Annotated in this window: 20 protein-coding genes and 1 pseudogene; 3 read left to right on the top strand and 18 right to left on the bottom strand. The window is 31.3% G+C overall.

The genetic code is table 11. The features are described from left to right. Positions 1 to 46: 46 nt before the first annotated feature. From CLOCEL_RS02045 to CLOCEL_RS02030, 4 genes are all read right to left on the bottom strand, one after another. Positions 47 to 535 (bottom strand): arsinothricin resistance N-acetyltransferase ArsN1 family A, encoded by a 489-nt coding sequence (locus CLOCEL_RS02045; protein ID WP_010075069.1) that lies wholly within the window; start codon positions 533 to 535, stop codon positions 47 to 49. A gap of 191 nt (positions 536 to 726) precedes the next feature. Continuing rightward, positions 727 to 1,293 (bottom strand): hypothetical protein, encoded by a 567-nt coding sequence (locus tag CLOCEL_RS02040; protein ID WP_010075070.1) that lies wholly within the window; start codon positions 1,291 to 1,293, stop codon positions 727 to 729. Between the two features lie 403 nt (positions 1,294 to 1,696). Next, complete coding sequence (locus tag CLOCEL_RS02035) at positions 1,697 to 1,996, bottom strand: hypothetical protein (RefSeq protein WP_010075071.1); 300 nt, start codon at positions 1,994 to 1,996, stop codon at positions 1,697 to 1,699. 76 nt (positions 1,997 to 2,072) lie between these two features. Next, positions 2,073 to 3,890: a peptidoglycan D,D-transpeptidase FtsI family protein gene (locus CLOCEL_RS02030; protein WP_013291586.1), complete on the bottom strand. Its 1,818-nt coding sequence runs from the start codon at positions 3,888 to 3,890 to the stop codon at positions 2,073 to 2,075. Positions 3,891 to 4,147: 257 nt separating this feature from the next. On the opposite strand from CLOCEL_RS02030, the gene CLOCEL_RS02025 reads away from it, so the two are divergent. Then, positions 4,148 to 4,453, top strand: coding sequence for a hypothetical protein (locus CLOCEL_RS02025; RefSeq protein ID WP_010077576.1), 306 nt, complete (start codon positions 4,148 to 4,150; stop codon positions 4,451 to 4,453). Between the two features lie 215 nt (positions 4,454 to 4,668). Here CLOCEL_RS02025 and CLOCEL_RS02020 read toward each other — a convergent pair whose 3' ends face one another. Continuing rightward, the gene (locus tag CLOCEL_RS02020; protein WP_010075073.1) at positions 4,669 to 4,983 is read right to left on the bottom strand and encodes a hypothetical protein; all 315 of its coding nucleotides are present in this window, start codon (positions 4,981 to 4,983) and stop codon (positions 4,669 to 4,671) included. A 556-nt stretch (positions 4,984 to 5,539) separates the two neighbouring features. On the opposite strand from CLOCEL_RS02020, the gene CLOCEL_RS02015 reads away from it, so the two are divergent. Next, a complete protein-coding gene (locus tag CLOCEL_RS02015; protein WP_010075074.1) occupies positions 5,540 to 6,085 on the top strand; it encodes an NADH peroxidase in 546 nt (181 codons plus the stop codon). A gap of 252 nt (positions 6,086 to 6,337) precedes the next feature. On the opposite strand, the gene CLOCEL_RS02010 is transcribed toward CLOCEL_RS02015, so the two are convergent. The 13 genes and pseudogenes from CLOCEL_RS02010 to CLOCEL_RS23410 all read right to left on the bottom strand — a co-directional run. Further along, positions 6,338 to 7,354 carry a LacI family DNA-binding transcriptional regulator gene (locus tag CLOCEL_RS02010; RefSeq protein WP_010075075.1) on the bottom strand — a complete coding sequence of 339 codons (1,017 nt, stop codon included), beginning with the start codon at positions 7,352 to 7,354 and terminating at the stop codon, positions 6,338 to 6,340. Positions 7,355 to 7,381: 27 nt separating this feature from the next. After that, positions 7,382 to 8,335 carry a DNA-binding protein WhiA gene (whiA, locus tag CLOCEL_RS02005; RefSeq protein ID WP_010075076.1) on the bottom strand — a complete coding sequence of 318 codons (954 nt, stop codon included), beginning with the start codon at positions 8,333 to 8,335 and terminating at the stop codon, positions 7,382 to 7,384. Between the two features lie 10 nt (positions 8,336 to 8,345). After that, positions 8,346 to 9,689 carry a gluconeogenesis factor YvcK family protein gene (locus CLOCEL_RS02000; RefSeq protein ID WP_010075077.1) on the bottom strand — a complete coding sequence of 448 codons (1,344 nt, stop codon included), beginning with the start codon at positions 9,687 to 9,689 and terminating at the stop codon, positions 8,346 to 8,348. Continuing rightward, positions 9,686 to 10,570, bottom strand: a complete 885-nt coding sequence (gene rapZ / locus CLOCEL_RS01995; protein WP_010075078.1) for an RNase adapter RapZ — start codon at positions 10,568 to 10,570, stop codon at positions 9,686 to 9,688. Before rapZ ends, CLOCEL_RS02000 begins: the two co-directional genes overlap by 4 nt. A 222-nt stretch (positions 10,571 to 10,792) precedes the next feature. Further along, positions 10,793 to 11,710 carry a UDP-N-acetylmuramate dehydrogenase gene (gene murB / locus CLOCEL_RS01990; RefSeq protein WP_010075079.1) on the bottom strand — a complete coding sequence of 306 codons (918 nt, stop codon included), beginning with the start codon at positions 11,708 to 11,710 and terminating at the stop codon, positions 10,793 to 10,795. Positions 11,711 to 11,873: 163 nt separating this feature from the next. After that, on the bottom strand, positions 11,874 to 12,596 hold the full coding sequence (locus CLOCEL_RS01985; protein ID WP_010075080.1) for a phosphatase: 723 nt from the start codon (positions 12,594 to 12,596) through the stop codon (positions 11,874 to 11,876). Between the two features lie 4 nt (positions 12,597 to 12,600). After that, positions 12,601 to 14,478, bottom strand: coding sequence for an excinuclease ABC subunit UvrC (uvrC, locus tag CLOCEL_RS01980; RefSeq protein WP_010075081.1), 1,878 nt, complete (start codon positions 14,476 to 14,478; stop codon positions 12,601 to 12,603). Between the two features lie 124 nt (positions 14,479 to 14,602). Beyond that, positions 14,603 to 16,015 carry a peptidoglycan D,D-transpeptidase FtsI family protein gene (locus CLOCEL_RS01975; RefSeq protein WP_010075082.1) on the bottom strand — a complete coding sequence of 471 codons (1,413 nt, stop codon included), beginning with the start codon at positions 16,013 to 16,015 and terminating at the stop codon, positions 14,603 to 14,605. A gap of 2 nt (positions 16,016 to 16,017) precedes the next feature. Continuing rightward, positions 16,018 to 17,217, bottom strand: coding sequence for an FtsW/RodA/SpoVE family cell cycle protein (locus tag CLOCEL_RS01970; protein ID WP_010075083.1), 1,200 nt, complete (start codon positions 17,215 to 17,217; stop codon positions 16,018 to 16,020). A 4-nt stretch (positions 17,218 to 17,221) separates the two neighbouring features. Then, complete coding sequence (locus CLOCEL_RS01965; protein ID WP_010075084.1) at positions 17,222 to 17,671, bottom strand: FHA domain-containing protein; 450 nt, start codon at positions 17,669 to 17,671, stop codon at positions 17,222 to 17,224. Between the two features lie 297 nt (positions 17,672 to 17,968). After that, positions 17,969 to 18,721 carry an aminotransferase class IV gene (locus CLOCEL_RS01960; protein ID WP_010075085.1) on the bottom strand — a complete coding sequence of 251 codons (753 nt, stop codon included), beginning with the start codon at positions 18,719 to 18,721 and terminating at the stop codon, positions 17,969 to 17,971. Between the two features lie 7 nt (positions 18,722 to 18,728). After that, positions 18,729 to 20,087, bottom strand: a complete 1,359-nt coding sequence (gene pabB / locus CLOCEL_RS01955; protein WP_029169209.1) for an aminodeoxychorismate synthase component I — start codon at positions 20,085 to 20,087, stop codon at positions 18,729 to 18,731. A gap of 42 nt (positions 20,088 to 20,129) precedes the next feature. After that, positions 20,130 to 20,666, bottom strand: a pseudogene (locus tag CLOCEL_RS23410) (anthranilate synthase component II); the annotation flags it as partial. Between the two features lie 339 nt (positions 20,667 to 21,005). Between CLOCEL_RS23410 and CLOCEL_RS01950 the strand changes: the two are divergent. Beyond that, the gene (locus tag CLOCEL_RS01950; protein WP_010075087.1) at positions 21,006 to 21,575 is read left to right on the top strand and encodes a beta-class carbonic anhydrase; all 570 of its coding nucleotides are present in this window, start codon (positions 21,006 to 21,008) and stop codon (positions 21,573 to 21,575) included. The last annotated feature ends 96 nt before the right edge of the window (positions 21,576 to 21,671 follow it).

Genomic DNA, 21,671 nt, shown 5'->3' with positions numbered 1-21,671 from the left:
AAAGCAACAATTCATTACCATGCCACAGTCATTTTTTAATTAACGTTCATAATAGTTTTTCCATTATTCTTATGTCTATATATTCACCATCCAAAAATCCATGTTTTTCATATATTCCTACTTCTTTAAAGCCCATAGATTTATATAAAGCATTGGATGCATTATTCTTTTTAAATGTATTTAGGATAAGCTTGCGAAAACCAAAAGATTTAGCCGTTTCTATCAGCTCAATTAAAAGAGTTTTGCCAACACCTTTCCCTCTACTTTCTTTTTCTATGTATATAGACATTCCCGCGTTTGCATTAAAACATTCTCTTGGGCTAAATTCATTTATAGATGCCCAACCAACTATGGTTTCAAATTCCTCTGCAACAAGTACTTTATGCTTGTCCGATCTAGTTATAAGCCATTTCTCCATTTCTTTAACATTACGAAGTCTAGATTCTAAAGTAGCAGTTCTTTCTTCTATACCTTGGTTATAGATTGCCGTCACATATGGAATATCTTCAATCCTAGCTTCCCTTACTATTACCATTTATCTTCAGCTCCATTCATCATTGTAAATCACATATAAATTGCATATAATATGATACAACTTGCCTTACAATATATCTAGTACTTTTTTATTAAAAGCACATTAATATTTATAATTAAACCGCATTTTATATCACCTAATTATAAAACATACACAAACCTCTAATAAACTTAGTAGTCACACTTTATATATTAAGCCCCACTATCATAAAAAATCATATATATAGTATAAACCCCTTCCTTATTATTAGTAATAATAAAGTCTTGATGATACTTTGCTGTGGCATCTGTTTCAGCCGTGTTCTCTGCTCCATTTATGCTAAATGACGGCCTTTTTTTGATGATATCACAAATTTGATCAATACTTGTTGGATGCTCAACCGTTATAGGAACAGAAACCAAAGATTGAGGTCTTCTGTTTCCAAAACCTTTTGGTAGTTCTTTTATTATTTTGCTTTCCACATCTAACAAATCTGAATTAGAGTTAAAATACTCCTTATATCCCTCTCTTATCATAGCTTTAACATTTTCATCTTGCGCTCTAGCTAACTGGTGAACTACCATATCAGACATCCTCCAGTCGATTATGCAATTTGCATCACTCACTGCGTTATTAACAATATTAGGATTATGCTTCTTAGTTCTTTCTGATTTATTCATCAATTTATCAAAAGAAAACTTGCAGAAAAAAATCATCATAATCAATATTAAGAATCCAATTACACTTACTATTACTATATTTTTTTTACGCTCATCCATATTCACTATACCCCTTGTACGAGTTTATATCAATATTATACTACTTTTACAATATTTGTAAATAAGCATATTCTCGTATTTTTTATAGCAGAACGAATAAGGAGTTATCTTAAAGCAATAATTATTGCTTTAAGATAACTCCTTCACCAGTAAAGTTTTGTCAAAATTGTTTTGTATTAGAGATAATCATATTACAAATACTTCTCACCTAATACATTAAAAAATTTGCTTTTATAAGAGATAATTAATGGATTTAACTAGGCTTTAGCTATATATTCCGTCCACTATAAAATAGCTAATTATTCTTTTTAGGGGTTTTGTTTGTTTTATTTTACTAGACCTGTAATACCTTCGCCTTTTAGTATTGATATTTACTTAGGGATGATACCGATTCCAAAAGTTTTTATACATCTCTCAGGTCATTACAAATCCATCCTAGGTTAAAATAAGGCTTGTACTCATTTCTACATAAGACTATACAATCTTTTATAGCTTCTTCTTTTTCCTCTAGGATTTTTTGAAAAACATCTTTTTTAATCAATGTCCTTCTTACTTTTAATTTTATAATACTAATTTTAAATTGTAAATAGACTTTTCGACCCTTTCTTCTATTTTTATGCTTTAATTCGACAAAACTATTTCCATTTCTATCACTGATAAATAAAAATAAAACCTTCCATTCCTTACAAATAGAAAGTTTCATTTTTATTGTATTTTATATAATCTTTACATATTAAATTTCAAACTTATATTGGTACTCCATCAAAATATGTGTTTTACTAATTTCCTGTAGGTGTAGTTGTTACTGGCATCGTAGGTTTAATCCCTAATTCCGCTATCATAGCTGTCCATAATTCCTTCGCTATTGGCATTGCTGTTTGAGAAGCATAATATGCCTCTGGTTTTGGATATTTTACTGTTACCATCATAGTATATTGAGGTTTATCTGCTGGCAACATAGAAGCAAAGGAAGAAATATATTTCCCTGCTATATATTCTCCTTTTTCAGTTGCCATAGCCGTTCCTGTCTTTCCACCAAACTGATATCCTGGTATCTGCATCCCTTTTGGATGGTTAACTACATTTATAAGGTCCTGCCTCACAGTTGCAGCAACCTCTGGTGCAATAATAGCCTTCTTCCGTCCAGTATCAAAAGTCTTTTGTGCAAAAGTACTTCCATCAGAATTGTATCCCTTTATTTCCTTTAATATATGTGGTGATATATATGTACCACCATTGGCAATAGCATTAAAAGCAGCTATATATTGAATCATTGTTGAAGTGTTAGCATGGCCATATGAAATGGTAGCAAGTTCAACAGGCCCCATCTCATCAGTTCTTAAAACTATACCTTCTGATTCACCTTCAATATCTATCCCTGTAGCTTGTCCAAGCCCTACCTTTTCTATATATTGATGCAGCTTATCAGCACCTAACAATTCTGCAACCTTTACACAACCAACGTTGCATGAATTTCTTAGTATGTCTACTATAGTTTCTGGACCATGCGAAGTACCTGAATCACAAGCTATTGGTGAACCTGCAACGTTAATGCTTCCTTTGCAATCAACAATAATCTGATCATTAGCTATAGCTTTATTTTCTAAAGCTGCTGCTGCTAAGATAGGTTTAAAGATTGATCCTAGTTCAAAGGAATCACTGACAATATTATTTCTCCAAGAAGCTTGCAATTCTTCATAAGACTTGCCACTTATCCATGGATTATTAAGATCATACCCACCAGTACTTGCCATAGCTACTATTTCTCCAGTGTTCGGATCTGAAACAACTATATATACACTTTCAGCGGCAGTATCTTTTTTACCTTTCTCCGCAATTCTTTCAGCTAATCTTTGAATTCTATTGTCTATAGATAAATATATATCACTTCCTTGAACCGGTGGATAATACGTTGGTTTTGTAAAAGGCAATGGATTTGAAAATCCATCTTCTTCTTGAATATATTGTCCTGAAATTCCAGAAAGGTATTTATCATAATAAAGTTCAACTCCTGTAAGTCCCTTGTCATCACCATTTACGTGACCAATAAGCTTAGATGCAAACTCGTTATTTGGATAATATCGTTTTGTATCCTCAGAGATAATTATTGCTCTTACTTCTTTTTCACTTTTTAATTTTGTTAGTGCCTCCGCTTGATTTGCCTCTATTTTTCTTTTTAACTGTGCAAAATTTTGAGGTTCTCCTTCAGAATCAGTACTGTTGATAATCTCCATGACTTCTTCCTTAGTCATACCTAATATTTTTGCCATATCTCCTGCAACATCCCCAATATCATAACGTGCTTTAGCATCGTCTGTATCTTCACCATCTTCTCTTAATGTTTTCAAATCTAAATCTGCTCTAAAGACATTTCCACTTACACCAAGTTCATTTCCATTGGAATCAAGGATCTTCCCTCTTTTTGCCGTTACCTCTTCTTTACTAAACCATCTTCTTTCAGCATCTGTCTTATACTCTTCTCCATGTTTTATAAGTAACCTAGCATAGTTTCCCATAAGACCTATAAATATAAATATTATAGTCATAAATGCTACAAATAATCTTTGATTCTTTTCAAAAGGTTTTTTCTTTTTCATAAGACCACATCCATAATAAATTTCTCTTTCCTAATAGTATAACATTATTTTTATAGTTTTTCTTTAGCAATAATTATCCACTTTTATATAATGATCGACGATTTCTTTGTTCTCAATAGATAAACGTATATGATCCTAATACAAAATATACCTTTAACCTTACAACTGACCCATATTATTTATGTAGTAGTGGTAATTACGTAGTAACAACAAACTCTACTTATAATGAACTTTACATTAATGGTACTAGAATCTCCATGAGTTATGTTCCAAACAGTGTTTATTTTGTAGATGGACGTCTTATTGTTAATGGTCAAAGAGTATATGGTGATGCTTCCTCGCATGTAGATGCAAACCCTAGCTCTAGAATAACCAATTATGGAATAATAACTTATTCAGGAAGGACCTGCGTTTGTGTAGAAGTAACTAATATAGCTGTATATACATGGCGATATATTAATGGTTCAGGCCACATGGAATATTTAACTGTTCCTTTAGGCCAGTTTGTTATAGACTTAGAAACAGGTGCATGTATATCTGGTGGAGTTTTACAGTGGTATTAACTGCACTATTAAAAGTATGGATAGCTCATATTTGGCTAGGCATGCCAGTTTATAAATTGCAATTCTAAACTAAAAGGGAAAAACTTATGCGATTCTTCAATCTTTAGCATAAGTTTTTCCTTTTATTGTTCCTTTACATCCAAATTCTCGATTAATACTAATGACTTTCCTATATACTATATAAGTTTATATTTCATAAAAGTGTTTATAATTTTTTATCTTGGAATAGAAGTGAAAATAATGTATATATTAACTAATGGTAATATTATATTTAAAAATATTGAGTTTACTATACTCCTATTATTTAATTTTAAATTAATAAAATTTGTGATTATAGATATACACGGAAATATAATTACATACACCTCTTTACGAATTGTACTACTTCCATCTGATTTCACCGAAATATAATCTGGCAGATAGTTATAACTCACAATATTTGTTATTATCATTATTAATGTAGCGAATATAGCCAAATATACTACCTTTTTTATATCTTTACTTTCTATACTTTTTTGCTTTGTAATCATAAAATTTCCTCCAAACTTAAGAGCAAGTATATCCTATTTAATTTCTGATTAATACTTTCTTCTGGTCTATTAACCAAACTACTACCCCCTATGTAGTTCATGATAAAGTGTAAATTTTCATCTTAATTCATTAAATCATTTTGTAGGAAGTAAGATAATAAATAGAACTTAATACTATTGAAACCGTAAAAATTACAGTAGGAATAGCTTTTTATAAAATCTTTATATTCATTTCTTTATTGTTTCTCTTATCTTATTCACCTTGATATGTAATATTTATTATATAGTACCATGTACGTTATAGAATTCCAATTAATTTGGCAATTTACCAGTAAAAATTTAAAATAGTTTTTAAAAAACTATTTACAAGTAATAATAATTATTATATAATAATAACTGTGAAGAGGATCTTGATTACAAACAACAAATAGTATGAAAATTTCAAAACTCTTCAGAAACAAAAGTAGATAAATAGCAAGTTGAAAACTTGCAGATAAATAGAAAATTAAAACATAATAGAAATATTAAATTGAAAATGAAAGTGGAGGAATTGAAAATGAAAAAATTTATTTGTACAGTATGTGGATACATTCATGAAGGAGATGCAGCACCTGAACTATGTCCAGTTTGTAAGGCACCAGCTGCGAAATTCCAAGAACAAACAGGTGAAAGAGTTTGGGCAGATGAGCACAGAATTGGAGTTGCTAAAGGTGTAGAACAAGATGTTTTAGATGATTTAAGGGCAAACTTTATGGGTGAATGTACTGAAGTAGGAATGTACTTAGCAATGAGCAGACAAGCTGATAGAGAAGGCTTCCCAGAAGTTGCTGAAGCCTATAAGAGAATTGCTTTTGAAGAAGCTGAACATGCATCAAAATTTGCAGAATTACTTGGTGAAGTAGTTGTTGCTGATACAAAAGCAAACTTACAAGCTAGAGTTGATGCCGAATATGGCGCAACTGATGGAAAGAAAAAATTAGCTACTAGAGCTAAAGAATTAGGCTACGATGCTATCCACGACACAGTTCACGAAATGTGTAAAGATGAAGCTCGTCACGGTAAAGCATTCCTTGGTCTATTAAACAGATACTTTAACAAATAAGATTATATAAATTATTTTATATAAATAAATCAACACATATTTTAAACTATCTGACTAATACAAAACCAACAACCCCTATTCTAAAGCATTGCTTTAGAGTCCATATAATCCCCACATTAAACGGTATAAGCTTAGCGGCTATACCGTTTTTTATTAATAAACTAAAAACCTACCTAAATTAAAAATAGGTAGGTTAGTAACTAAAAATTTTATTATCAGCAATTTCTTTTCATATAATTTTTTAGGTATATCTTACTTATCTTCAGTCAATAAATTCTTACATGAATTCCTTTCAACTAGTTGAACATCCATCTTTATAAGTTTTTTAGTTTCAACTCCATTTATAAGCTTCACTAAGGTTTCCATTCCCATAGCTCCCATTTCATATCTTGGCTGTTTTATAGTTGTAATGCCTGGATATATATATTCACTACTTGCTATTCCGTCAAAACCTACAATAGAAATGTCCTCAGGAATTCTTAATCCCTTTTCCATAATTGCTTTAATAGCACCAATAGCTAGATTATCTGAATGAGTAAAAACTGCTGTTGGAATTTTTTCTCTTTCTAATATTTTCTTCATAGCTATGTAGCCCCATTCTGAACTAAAATCACCATCAACAATATTTTCTGAGCTAAATTTTATGCCATTATCTAGCATGGCTCTCATATATCCTTGAACTCTTGGAATTGCGGCATTTTCGTCACTTAATGGACCTGAAATCATAACTATGTCCTTGTGTCCAAATTTACACAAATGATTTACCGCTTCATATGCAGCTTCCTCATTATCAATTCTCACAGTTACAAACTCAGTATTCTTTGGAATAGAACTAATAAGCACTATAGGGATATTATTTATGTGGTTTTTAATTTCTTCTGGTACTGAAAAACTCATAAGGATAGCTCCATCTACCATCTTCTCTTGGAGCACAGATAAACACTTTTGCTCCTTCTCTCTGGATCTGTCTGTGTTTAAAAGAAATATGCTGTAACTATATTTATTAGCTACATCTTCTATTCCTCTTATTACCTCTGGATAAAATGGATTTGATATGTCTGGTATCATTACTCCAATAGTTTTAGTTTTTTTGCTTTTTAAGCTTCTTGCTATTGCATTCGGCTTATAATTAAGCTTTTCCATGGCTTCAAAAACAGCTTGTCTCTTTTCATCAGTTACTGGACCAGAGTTATTTAAAACTCTAGATGCAGTACCAAGTCCAACACCAGCAAGCTTTGCGACATCCTTTAAACTTGGTGCCTTAGCCATATATAGTCCCCCCTTTATATACCTTGACTAATACTCTCCTCTTGCTATTTCCTCTGCAATTTTTTCGATTTTCCTAAGCCTGTGATTTATCCCTGACTTACCTATTGGAGGATTTAACATATCTCCAAGTTCTTTCAGAGACTCATCTGGATACTTAAGTCTTAACTCAGCAATTTCTCTTAAATTACTGGGGAGCCTTGCAAGACCAATTTCTTTTTGTATTAGTTTTATACTTTCAATTTGCCTCACCGCTGCATTAACTGTTTTACTTAAATTTGCAGTTTCGCAATTGACTAGCCTGTTAACATTGTTTCTCATTTCTTTCATTATTCTTATGTTTTCCACGTATAGCAAAGAACTATGAGCACCTATAATATTTAATAGATCCACAATCTGTTCTCCCTCTTTTATATAGACAATGTAACTATTTTTTCTTTGTATTACTTTTGAATTAAGTTGAAATTCGTTAATAGTCTTACTTAACCCAAGAGCATATTCACTATTATGAGTTACAAATTCCATATGATAAGTTTTTTCTGGATTGCTTATACTTCCTCCACCTAAAAAAGCTCCCCTGATATAAGCTTTTTTAGCAGATTCGCTTGGTATTATTTCTTGAGGTATTTCATTGCTGAAGGTCAAAATACCTTCAATTTCTTGCATAACTCCTACATCTAAAAGAAGTTCCTTTACGTTTGTTTCCTCTTGGATAACAACCATATATATATTGTTTTTCTTTAGTGAAGTTCCCTTCTTAACCATCAGCTTTGAATGCACATTGAAATACTCCTTCAATAGCTTGAAAACTAATCTTGCTATTGAAGGGTTTTCTGTAGTAACTCTAAAGCTAAATTGCCTACGTGCACCTAAGGTTAAAGTACCACTGGCTTTCATTATTGCCGAGAGGAGAGCTGTAACCTCCTCTTTTGTATATTCAGTTTGTCGACAAACTTCACTCTTTACTTTAGCAGAAAATGACATACGATTTCACCTAACTATCAATATTTTTTGTTTCTTTAAGTCTTTCTGATAAATAGAAGTACTCAATAATCTTCTTTCTATCAAAGAATAGTTTTCTATCCATTATTGTTTCAACTATGATTGCTGCAAGTTCTTCTGAGTTATGTCTAACATGCCCATTAGAACTAGTTGCAACTAAGTTTCCTTTTACTACATCGATGCCCATTTGCTTTATTTTCTTTTCATTCAAATCTACAAACTCAGAAGCATCATCAAGGTACTTTTCTAGAAGTTCTTTGCTTATTCCTTGCTGATTTACAATAGTAAGATCTACAATCTTCCCTTTAACATGTCTATTTATAGCTTCAATATGATCTGCTACATCATAACCATCTGTTTCACCAGGTTGCGTCATAATGTTTGATATATATATCCTAAGAGCATCTGTTTTCTTTAATGCCTCAGAAATATCTTTAATTAATAAATTAGGAAGTACACTAGTATAAAGGCTACCTGGTCCAAGAATTATAGCATCTGCTTCATTTATTGCATCAATAGCTTCTTGAACAGCTTTAGCATCCTCTGGCTCAATAAAAACTCTTTTTATTGGGTTCTTATTTTTGAAGGCTTCATAAGGTATATTGGATTCACCTTCAACTATATCTCCATTTTCAAGTTCAGCCTTTAAAACCATGTTTTCTAAAGTAACAGGAACGACTTTCCCCACTACAGCTAATACTGAACTCATTTTTTGTACTGCTTCTTCAAAATTTACAGAAATACCATCCATAGCAGCTAAAAATAGATTACCAAAGCTTTGATTTTTAAGTCTTCCATCTTTGAATCTATATTGTAGTAACTCTTCCATAAGAGGCTCTGTATCTGATAAAGCCAAAATACAATTTCTTATATCTCCAGGTGGAAGTATTCCTAGATCTTCTCTAAGATCTCCAGAGCCACCACCATCATCTGCCACCGTTACAATTGCAGTTATATTAGAAGTATAATATTTTAGACCTCTAAGCATAGTTGAAAGACCTGTTCCACCACCAATTGCCACTATCTTTGGTCCCTTTACTAGAAGTCTTTTCTCATATATAAGGTTCCCTAACTTACGCGAATTTATCGATACTTGCAAATATCCAGTATTAATAAGTGCGATTATAGATTTCATTCCTTGCATTACAGATAAATACACAACAAAAATTCCAGATACTATAATAAAAACATAAAAGGCTCTATAATATCCATTATAGTATCTGAACCTTAATGCGATTTCTGCTATACCAAAGGCAATGAATAGTATTCCCATGCTAGCTAGGAACACCCATCTCTTAACTTTTATTCCTGGTCTAAACCAATCTAAAAATTTCATAGCTTATTACCGCCACCTCGAACATCTTCGTTTATATCTCTATGTTCTAAAGTAACTCTACCTCCTGCTGCAAATAATCTATTATATATCTCATTAGCTATTGCTACAGAACGATGTCTTCCACCAGTACATCCAATTGATACGATTAATTGTCTCTTTCCTTCTTGGAAATAGTATGGTATTAAAAAATTCAACATATCTGTGTATTTATCTAAAAAGTCTTGAGTTTCTTTAAAAGAAAATACATAATCTTGAATCTGTTTATCATTTCCTGAAAATGCTTTTAACTCTGGAATATAAAATGGATTTGGTAAAAATCTTACATCCACTACTAAATCTGAATCTACAGGTATTCCATATTTAAAACCAAAGGAAAGGATTGTTATTGAAAGCTGCGCTTCAATTTGCCCTTCTTCTTGGTATATTCTTTCTATTTTCTCTCTAAGTTCTCTTGTAGCAAGCTTTGTAGTATCAATAATATTATCAGCTCTATCTCTTAATTCTTTAAGCTTTGCTCTTTCTAAAGTAATACCATCAATTATTCTACCTTGTTGAGCTAATGGGTGTTTTCTTCTAGTCTCTTTATATCTTTTTATCAGTACTTCATCAGATGCATCTAAAAATAAAATTTCATACCGATATTGTTTCGACTTTAAATAATTTAGGCTTTCAAAAAGATCATCGAAAAATTTTCTTCCTCTTATATCTATGACTAGCGCTATTCTATCTATTTTTCCCTCAGTCTGATAACAGGCTTCAGCAAACTTTGGTATCAAAGTTGGTGGCAAGTTATCTACGCAAAAATAGCCTAAATCTTCAAGACTTCTTATAGCTTGAGTTTTTCCAGCTCCAGAAAGACCAGTAACTATGACAAATCTCATTTTAATCCCTCCTGCAGTTGTATTTTATGTATATGCTGTAGTAATACCCAAAACTTCTTAAATATAAATAGCATTATATCTTTAAAGTTAAATTACTCTATACATATATAGATATTATAACATAAAATAGTATATACATTTACTATATTTGTATAAACATTAATATGTAATAAAAAGGCCTAGAATTAAAGAAGTAGCACCTCTAAAACTCTAGGCAAATTCTTAATTATCTTCTCCCATTATCCTAACTTCTGTCTCTAATTCAACTGAAAATTTTTCTTTTACAACTTTTTGTACATGAGCTATAACAGCTAACACATCTTTTGCCGTAGCCGTACCCTTATTAATTACAAAACCAGAATGTTTTTCTGATACTTGGGCATCACCTACACTATACCCCTTTAGTCCACTATCTTGAATAAGCTTTCCTGCAAAATATCCTGTTGGTCTCTTAAAAGTACTTCCTGCTGAAGCATATTCTAATGGTTGCTTTTCTTCTCTTCTTCTTGTCAAATCATCTATAATTGCTTTAATCTCATCATAATTCCCATTTTTAAGAATAAACGTTGCTGATAAAGCAATGTAATGCCTTTTTAAAACAGAACTAGTTCTATAACCAAGTTCTAATTCTCTATTTGTTAATGTTAATATTTTACCGTCTTCATCTAATACCACCGCACTATCTATTACATCCTTTATTTCTCCGTTATAGGCTCCTGCATTCATAGCTATAGCGCCCCCAACAGTGCCAGGAATTCCACAAATAAACTCTAGTCCAGTTAACCTTGCTTCTAAAGCAGCTTTTGATAAATCCTTCATTAATACTCCAGATTCAACCTTAATCTCATTTCCATTTACCTCTACATGATTCAGCTTTTCTAGCTTTATAACGACACCTCTAATGCCGCCATCCTTTATTAATAAATTAGATCCATTTCCCATTACGAAAAAAGGAATTCTATCTGCTTTACACAATTTTATTACTTCAATGATTTCTTCTATATTTGTTGGAGTGACTAATATATCAACTGATCCACCAACCTTAAAAGAAGTATGATTTTTCATATACTCATTGACTTTTATATTTTCCTTGTCAAGCACTGAACCTAGCTTCTTTGCAAAGTCCTTATATACATTCATTATATCTACACCTCAAATTCTATATGCTTAATTCCGTAGGGTTTTATGACAAAAACTTAGTTTACTAAATAAACTTGAATTTTAGCAATGCTGGTATTTCAAGTGTCAAAGGTGTTTTCTTATCATAACATTATATAAATAAGTTAAAAGCCATTTAGCAACCCTATAAATCTTCTAAACGTCCCTTGCTCTTAAGGTAATCAATTATTCTACAATCAATGTTCATAATAAGCTCCTCTGGGAAATCTATACTATTTAGAATTTCTTCTGAAACAGAAAAGTTTCCTATATCATAACATATATGTGCATCGCTGCTTAAAATAATTTTAGCCCCATATTTTTTGCAGAGCTTTGCAACCTCAATGCAATTTTCTTTACTTCCAACACGACTTGCACCAAAGGAAGCATTGTTTATCTCTATTATTTTATCCTTTTCTTTTACAGCCCTTACCACTGTTTCATAATCTACTGGGAAAATAGGATTTCCGATGTGCCCTAAAATGAATACCATAGGATTATCTAAAGCTTTAACATAAGCTCTAGTATTTTCTTCTATAGTTCCTCCTTCTAAGACTTCTTTATGAACACTTGCCAACATATAATCTAAATTGGCATATCCCTTACTGTCTATATCTACGTTTCCTTCATAATCCTTTATGTTTGCCTCACAACCTCTTAAAATAATTAGATCCTTGATTTTTCTTGGCACTTTTAACATATTCTCGAAATACCAAATATGTGGTGATCCTGGCATTGATGGTGCATGCTCACTAGTCCCCAAAACCTTTAGTCCCTTTTCTATAGCAAAGTTAATATTCTCTGTCAAGGTAGTATATGCATGACCACTAACTATAGTATGTGTATGTAGATCAACTGGATACTTCATATAATTACTTCCTTTCCTCTTCAAGCTTTTTAAAAAAGTCCTTAATTTGTTGAGCACTTCTTTTATCCATGGAAGGCGTAGTTGCAAGCTCTTCCAGTGTAGCATTTTTTATGTTTTCAATGCTTCCAAATCTCATAAGAAGATTTCTTCTTCTCTTTTCTCCTATACCTTTTATGTCATCAAGTACTGATTTTATCGCTCTCTTATCCCTAAGGCTTCTATGATATGTTATAGCAAATCTATGTACTTCATCTTGAATCCTAGTTATAAAATGCATTATTGGTGAGGAGCTCTTTAATACAATTTCTTCATTATCGTATATAATTCCTCTTGTTTTATGATTATTATCCTTCACAAGTCCTGCTACAGGTATATTTATTTTCAATTCTCTTAATACTTCTAACGCAACATTTACCTGGCCTTTTCCTCCATCCATCAGAATTAAATCTGGGAAGACAAAAAATTTTCCAGCTTCTAAAGCGATTTCACTGCTAGTTAATGCTTCAATTTCTTCAAGGCCTCTTTTAAACCTTCTTGTAAGGATTTCTCTCATACTATCATAATCATTAGCACCATAAACTGTTTTTATTTTAAATCTTCTGTAATCGCTATTCTTAGGCTTTCCTTCCTCAAAAGCTACCATAGCACCAACAGAATCAACACCCATTATATTTGAAATATCATAAGCTTCTATTCTATGTGGAATATCTCCTAAGGCTAAAATTTCTGCTAACTCTTCTAACACATTAGTGTATGCTTCTTTTTCTTTTATGAGCTTTTGCTTAAACTGTTCTAACGTTATCACAGCATTTTTTTGCACCATAGTTAAAGTGTCTTTCTTCTCTCCCTTTTGCGGAATTTTGATAGACACCTTAAATCCTCTTTTCATTGTAAGCCATTGTTCCAATAGTTCTAAATCCTCTATCTCTGGTACATAGATGTACTTCGGAATAAAAGCTGTTCCTCCATAAAAAGCTGAAATGAATTCTGCTATTATTGCAGAATTTTCTTCACTAACAACATTTTCTAGAAAGAAGTGTTCCCTACCTATTACCTTACCTTCTCTTACAAAAAACACTTGAACTACTGCATCTTTATCATCTTTAGCTAAATGAATAAAGTCTTCGTCCTCAAAACGCTTTGTAGCCATTTTCTGTTTTTCTTGGACCTTTTCAATTGCTATAAGCTTATTTCTATACTCCGCCGCTTTTTCAAATTCTAATGCCTCGGCAGAAATATTCATTTTCTCTTTTAAATCTTTTACAAGAGATATATCTTTACCGCTTAGTAAATCTACTATCTCTTTTATCATTTCCCCATAAGCTTCCTTAGTGATGTGATTACTACAAGGAGCATTACATAGTCCTATATGATAATTTAAGCAAGGTCTTGATGCTATCTTGCCTGCTTTTATATCCAACCTACAAGTTCTTAAAGGAAACAATTGTTTAATTGTTTCTAAAGTTTCATAAACTGCTGATATATTAGTATAAGGTCCAAGATACTTGGCCCCATCCTTTTTTACATTCCTTGTAATAAAAATCCTAGGAAAATCTTCATTTACAGTTATCTTAAGCATCGGATATTGTTTATCATCCTTAAGTAAAATATTGTATCTTGGCTTATGTTTCTTAATCAAATTACATTCTAAAACAAGAGCTTCTATTTCACTATCAGTAACAATATACTCAAATTCTGCTATATGTTTAACCATAGTCCTAACCTTTTCACTATGATTTTTTGAATTTTGGAAATATTGTCTTACTCTATTTTTTAATATTTTAGCTTTTCCAACATAAATTATTTCACCAAGGGAATTCTTCATTAAATAAACCCCAGGTTTATCTGGTAGTATCTTAAGCTGATATTCAAAATCGAACAAAAGGATTCCCCCTTTTAATAATTTTAAAAATACCTTTAATCCTATATGTCACTAACTAAATATATCATATAAAACTCCACAGATACACATTTTATAGATGTTTATCTGTGGAAGTGCAAAACTATTACTTACTAAAATATTGATTTATTACCTTTGATGCAGCTGGAACAGCAACTTGAGCTCCATAGCCAGCACCTTCAGCGACAACGGCTATTGCAATTTCTGGATTATCATATGGTGCGAAGCCTATAAACCAAGAGTGAGGAGACCCAGTTTCATTGTCAGCGGTACCTGTCTTTCCTGCAACTTGAACATTCTTTGAACTAACATTAACCCCTGTACCGCCAGTAACAACTGATCTCATATAACTTCTAACAAGATTTGCAGCATTAGTTGGAACCTTTTGTCCTAAAGATTTTGGCTTTATTTCTTCAACAAGTTTACTATCTTTATCAATAATCCTTGAAACCATATGAGGTTCCATCATTTCTCCACCATGAGCAATAGTTGCAGCAACCAATGCCATCTGTATAGGAGATGCTAATACACCAGCTTGCCCTATAGCACTTTGAGCTATATTTCCTTCTTCATTGTCACTATATTTAGGGAAAATACTGTTATCAATAACTATTCCATCTGCAGGAGTATCATTATTAAAATACAATGCTTCTGCAGTATCTCTAAGTTTTTTATTTCCAAGTCTAATTCCAATATCACCGAAAACAACGTTACTTGAATATGCTAATGCTTCCTCTAAGTTTATCTTCCCAAGTACTTCTCCACTATCATTTTTTAGAGAATACCCTCCTCCAATTTCTAAAGCACCATCATCATTAAAAATTTCTTCCGTGATACCTTGCAAATTCTCTATAGCAGAAAGAGAAGTAATTACTTTAAAAGTAGAACCAGGAGGATATAATCCTGAAACTGATCTATTTAAAAGAGGTCTATTCTCACTACTCTGTAGCCCCTCCCACTGCGCTTCTAAATCGTTAGGATCATAACTTGGTTTAGAAACCATAGCTAAAATACCACCAGTCTTTACATCTAGTACTACAATGGAGCCCTTGTTATTTCCCAAGGCTTCATAGGCTTTCTTTTGTAGATTTATATCTAAAGTAGTAACTACACTTTCTCCAATTTTTTCTTTTCTTTTTTCGCCACTTAAAATAGAATCAATAATCTTTGAATGATTATCTTTCATAAGATATGAATCATACTTATTTTCTAAACCTGTAATTCCATATCTAGCATCTTCAAAACCTAAAGCATGAGCAGTATATGCTCCACCATTGTAAGTTCTAACTTGGTTTCCTTCACTGTTTCTTGTACTCTGAGATAAAGGAGTCATATTTTTATCGTATATGGTTCCTCTTAAAACTTCATTTCTTTGAGCCCATAATCTTTGATTATCTGATCTATCTTCAATTTTAGGACCCGTAAATAATATGAAATAAGTTATATAGCTTATTAATGAAATAAATATAATCAGATAAACTATCATAACTTTCTTTACGTTATTAGTTATATCCTTCATCTTTACTCTCCTTCAGAAACCTTTTGAATTATCCCCAAGGATATAAAGGTAATCAGTAGCGATGTTCCTCCGTAGCTCACCAGTGGCAAGGTTATTCCTGTAAGTGGAATAAAGCCTGTAACTCCACCAACTATTACTAAGGTTTGTGTCGCTATCATAGTGCTTAAGCCTACAGTTAAAAGTTTTGTAAAATTGCTCTTAGCATAGATAGCTCCCCTGATATTTCTATAAAACAACAAGAAATGTAGAATTAGTACAGCAAAACCCACTAGCATTCCCATTTCCTCGGCAATAACTGAAAAAATTAAATCTGATTCTCTTACAGCAACAAATTCTGGATGTCCTAGTCCAAGGCCAGATCCAAAAAGTCCTCCCATAGCTATACCATAATATCCTTGGACTAATTGATAACTTTCGTTACCAACATAAGGCCACGGATCATGCCATATAAGAACCCGTCTTCTTACATGGTAGAATAAGAAATAGCTTAGAGTTGCCCCGATAGCAAAAAGCGCTAAACAGGTTAATATATACTTCAACTTTGAAGTTGATATATACAACATAGTTAAAGATATAGCAAATATCATAAGTGCAGTTCCTAAGTCCCTTTGAAGGATCATAAATCCCAATGATACCATAACAATAAACGCTGGCTCAATCAATTGTTTAAAGTTTTCATATTCCTCTAATGCTGCAGCTAAATATAATATCAAAAATACCTTACCAAATTCAGAAGGTTGAAAGCTTATGGGTCCTACATATACCCAATTTTTTGCTCCGAAAATTTCTGTACCTATAAATGTTGCCATAGCCATAAAAGCAAGAGTTAGCACCATATATATGTATTTAAATTTTTTAAACCGCTTTAACTCTGGCACAAGAACAACTATAAAAATAAATATAGCAATTCCTAAAATAAGCCAAACAATTTGTTTTATAGCAAGCCCTCGGTCAAGCCTATATATCATTACAAGTCCTAGAGCAGTTAACATTGATGAAAAGATAAAGATATATTTATCACCATCTGGGAAAAATCTTCTTAATATAAAATAAGTATAGGCTAATAAAACTATCATTACTGCGCCCATTATCAAGGCACCAAAATCTAAAGGATCCTTTATTATAAATAGATTTAGCGAACACACCACTATAAATAAATATGTATACCTTAATAATCGTTTTTCGTCTCTATATGTATCCATATTATCACCCTATTACTTTAAATTCAGCCTCACCTATAGAAACAGTATCACCTATAGAAAGCTGGGCTTTTCCTTCTAATCTTTCACCATTTAAAAAAGTTCCATTGGTACTTTGTAGATCTTCTATCAAATATTTATCATTCTGTAAAAACACCCTAGCATGAGTCCCTGAAACATATTGGCTACTTAATATCAGATCATTATTATCTTTTCTTCCTATTACAATTTGACCTGATATCATAATTACGGAACCTATTTTTAGGTTATCACTTGGATTTATATTAATAACCTCAAGCCCATATTTTTTTCTTTTTACTGGTGTATGTTTTGGGCCTTGATTTTGTCTGCCACCCCCCTTAAGGTCTTTATACATTATTCTTAATGCAAAAAATATAATTACATATATTATAATTATGATAATGACCTTAAATATAACGCTCAGTTCACTAAACACATTACCACCTCTTTATACAAAAATAGCCAGACTATAAATCTAGCTTATATATCTATGAATATTATACCATTTTTCGAAGTTTACTACTATTCTATTGTTTCTTATGCAAAATATTACTTCATTAGTTATCTAACTTTTTTACACACTTAAAATACTATATTTCTTGTGATTTCCGTTTATTATATTAGCCCTTTTAATTTACTATTCAATACAAATTTAGATAAAATCCTCTTCAATAAATACTATTATTAAGTACATTATTTATAATTTCAGGCATAAACCTTTTATTTTTAACCCTTACCTATAATCTTCATCAAGAGTTTTAAAATAATAATCCATAATACCTTTTGTGATCTGATCATCATAAACTCTATCATTTAAAGTTTTTACTTTCATTATTCCCATAATTGAGTTGGTAATAAATATCTCATCACTCTCTAGTAAATTGTTTATATCATATTCTCCTTCTTCTACTTTGTAGTTGTTAATTACCCAAGCTCTAACAACCCCTGTTAAAATACCACAACTAACTTTAGGAGTATATATGTTCTTGTTTTTAATGAAGAATATATTAGAACAGGAACCCTCACAGATTTTCCCATGTTCATTAGCGAAAATAACTTCTTGAAAACCTTTATCCATAGCTTTTTCCTTCTCAATAATGTTCTCTATATAATTCACAGACTTTACATAAGAGAGCATAGAGGTCGAGTTTCGAATTACCTCCGAAAAGCAAAGCTTAAATCCATTTTTATACTCTTCATCTGTATAGGTTATCGGTCTTGTATTAATTACAATATTTTTCACACTTACTGTAATTTTAAGCACTTGATTTTTTATTTCCTTTTCACTAATTACTCTATTTATATATTCTTCTGTAATTTTCTTATTTATTTTAAGAAGTTCCAAACCTTTATTTAAACGTTCTAAATGCTCTTTTAAAAATACTGGTTTCTCAAGAACTAAAATCGTTTCGAATAATGCTTTTCCAAAATAAAACCCATCATCAAACACTAACTGTTCACTTATCTTATCATTAATAATAATCATATTCCACCTACAATACTTTCATCAACGCTTTAGCTTTGTCTAAGGTCTCTTCATATTCCATTTCTTCATCAGATTCTATAGTAATACCTCCACCAACGCCAAAGTACGCCTTATTATCTTTTTTAATAATAGTTCTTATAACTATATTAAAATCACAATTTCCTCTTAAATCAAAATATCCTATAGCCCCAGTATAAAGGTTTCTTCTTACTTTTTCTAATTCCTCTATTATCTCCATTGATCTTATCTTCGGAGTTCCTGTAATAGAGCCACCTGGGAAGCACTCCCGCATAGCTTTTACTGCTGATACATTATCCATCAATTCTCCAGTTATAGTTGAAACTAAATGGAATACCGTTGAATATTCCTCTAATTTGAAAAGTCCTTGTACATTTACAGTATTGACCTTGCATACCTTACTTAAATCATTTCTTTCCAAGTCTGTAACCATTAAGAGTTCAGCCTTATCCTTTTCGCTATTTATAAGTTCAAGTCTATTCTTTTCATCATCTTCTTTATTTCTACCTCTTGGTCTTGTGCCTTTAATAGGTCTAGTCTCAAGAATATTGTTTTCTATCTTTATAAATCTTTCTGGCGAGGAAGATATTACTTGAATATCATCAAGATTTAAATAACTAGCAAAAGGTGCCTTATTTATACTTCTTAAGTCCTTATATAGTTGAAATCCTTCCTTATTGTTATAACACCAAAATCTTTGGGTAAGATTGGTTATATATACATCTCCATTAGCTATATACTCTTTTACCTTTTTTATTGTATCTATATAAGCTTCCTTTGTAAAATTAGAGTAAAAGGTATTTTGATCCTTTTCCTGAAATTCTTCCTTTATACCTTTAGCACCAAGGATTTTCTCTTTAATCTCAGCTATAGCTTCTTTTCTATCCTTTGATTGTCCTAATGCAGTTACATATTTTTTATCATTTATTAGATCAAAGATAATTATATTGTCATAGAAAACAAAATAACTATCATAGCTATCAAAATCCTTTTCGGAAGTATCTTCTATCACTTCAATTATTCTTCCAATATCATAAGAGAAATATCCAATACAACCACACAAAAGTGGTAAATCCATATTTCCATACTGATTATCTAAAATCATGGATTTAATAAGTTTTTCTAGTTCTAAAAACGGATCTCCATAATAGCACTTATCATCTATGTAGATTTTATTACCCTTTGTTTTATATATTTTATATGGATTGACTCCAATGAAAGAAAACCTTGATAGTTCTTTATCCTCCTTTGAACTGTCTAGAAAAATTGTATTTTTCTCCTTGCTGAATACTGAATATATCTCACAAGGATTTAAATAGCTTTGGAATTCTTCAATGGTAATATCCATAACTGTAGGTTCTAAATCTTTTTTGCAAATATCTATAAAGTTCTTTAAAAGATTATGACCTTCCTCTGTAAGTGCTGCTTCAGGATGAAATTGAACTCCATAAATATCATAATATCTATGTTGAAGTCCCATAATAACTCCATCGTCACTAGTAGCTGTTATAGTTAACTCCTCTGGCAAATCAATCTTATCTACTATTAATGAATGGTACCTTGTAACATTGATAGGACTTTTTATTCCTTTAAATATCCCCACTTGATTATGAGTAGTCTTTGATAACTTTCCATGTATAGGATAAATGCCTTTTTTAACTTTAGCCCCAAAATAATCACCAATACATTGAAAACCTAAACAAACCCCAAGAATAGGCTTGATTCCTTTAAACTTATCAATAACTTCTAAGCTTATACCAGCTTCCTTTGGTGTTTTAGGTCCTGGAGATATTATTATACCTTTAGGGTTTAGATGGAATATCTCTTCAATTGTAATCTTATCATTTCTTATAACAACTATCTCTTCACCTAGTTCCTGAACGTATCTAGCTAAGTTATATACAAAAGAATCGTAATTATCTATCATTAAAAACATATTTCACCTCATATTACTTTATCTTTGGAATTCTTCACTATATATAGATACCCAAAATCATAACTAAAAATATTCAAAAGTTTTTTACTGCTGCGGGAAAAATCAAAAGCAAAACGCTAACTTAAACTTAGACTATTTGTATCTATATTTGTAATCATTATAATACAAATACTTTTATAAAAAAACCAATAACACTAAAGTACCTATTATCTAATATCAGTAAAGCTATAAAATTACTATTTAAAAATAGTAGTAGCAGATATACTATATTAAGACATATGATATAATTAGCTTAATATTCAAAAGGTTTTATATATAAGGGGGCTATCTATGAATAAATTACAAGAAATTTTAGACTACAATCACCACTTTGTTGAGTCAAAAGAATACGAAAAATACGCTACCTCAAAAGAACCAAATAAAAAACTAGTAATCTTATCTTGCATGGATACTAGGTTAACTGAACTTCTACCAAAAGCATTAAATTTAAAAAACGGTGATGTAAAACTTATAAAAAATGCTGGGGCATCTATAATGCATCCTTTTGGTAGTATTATAAGAAGCATTGTTGTAGCTGTATATGAATATAATGCAGACGAAGTTTTAGTAATTGGTCATCATGGATGTGGTATGAGCAACTTAAATGCTGATAAAACTATAGAAAAAGCAAAAGAAAGAGGTGTTTCTTCAGAAGTTTTATCTACTTTGAGCAATGCAGGCATCGATGTTAAAGGCTGGTTGCATGGCTTTAACTCTGTTGAAGAATCTATAAAGGAAAGTGTTGACCTAATAAAAAATCATCCATTACTACCTAAAGACATTAAAGTCCACGGCTTAATTATTGATCCATCAACTGGTAAACTTGATGTTGTTATTAATGGTTATACCGAGAATAATTAATACATCAAAATGATTTAAAAATACATAAGTTATTAGATTAATTTATAAAAATAAAGTCCTATGATTGACATTAAACATCTGCCAATCATAGGACTT

The sequence above is a fragment of the Clostridium cellulovorans 743B genome, assembly GCF_000145275.1.
Classification (GTDB): Bacteria; Bacillota; Clostridia; order Clostridiales; family Clostridiaceae; genus Clostridium_K; species Clostridium_K cellulovorans.
Note: the sequence above shows the minus strand (reverse complement) of the source record. Positions and strands in the feature narration are given on the sequence as shown.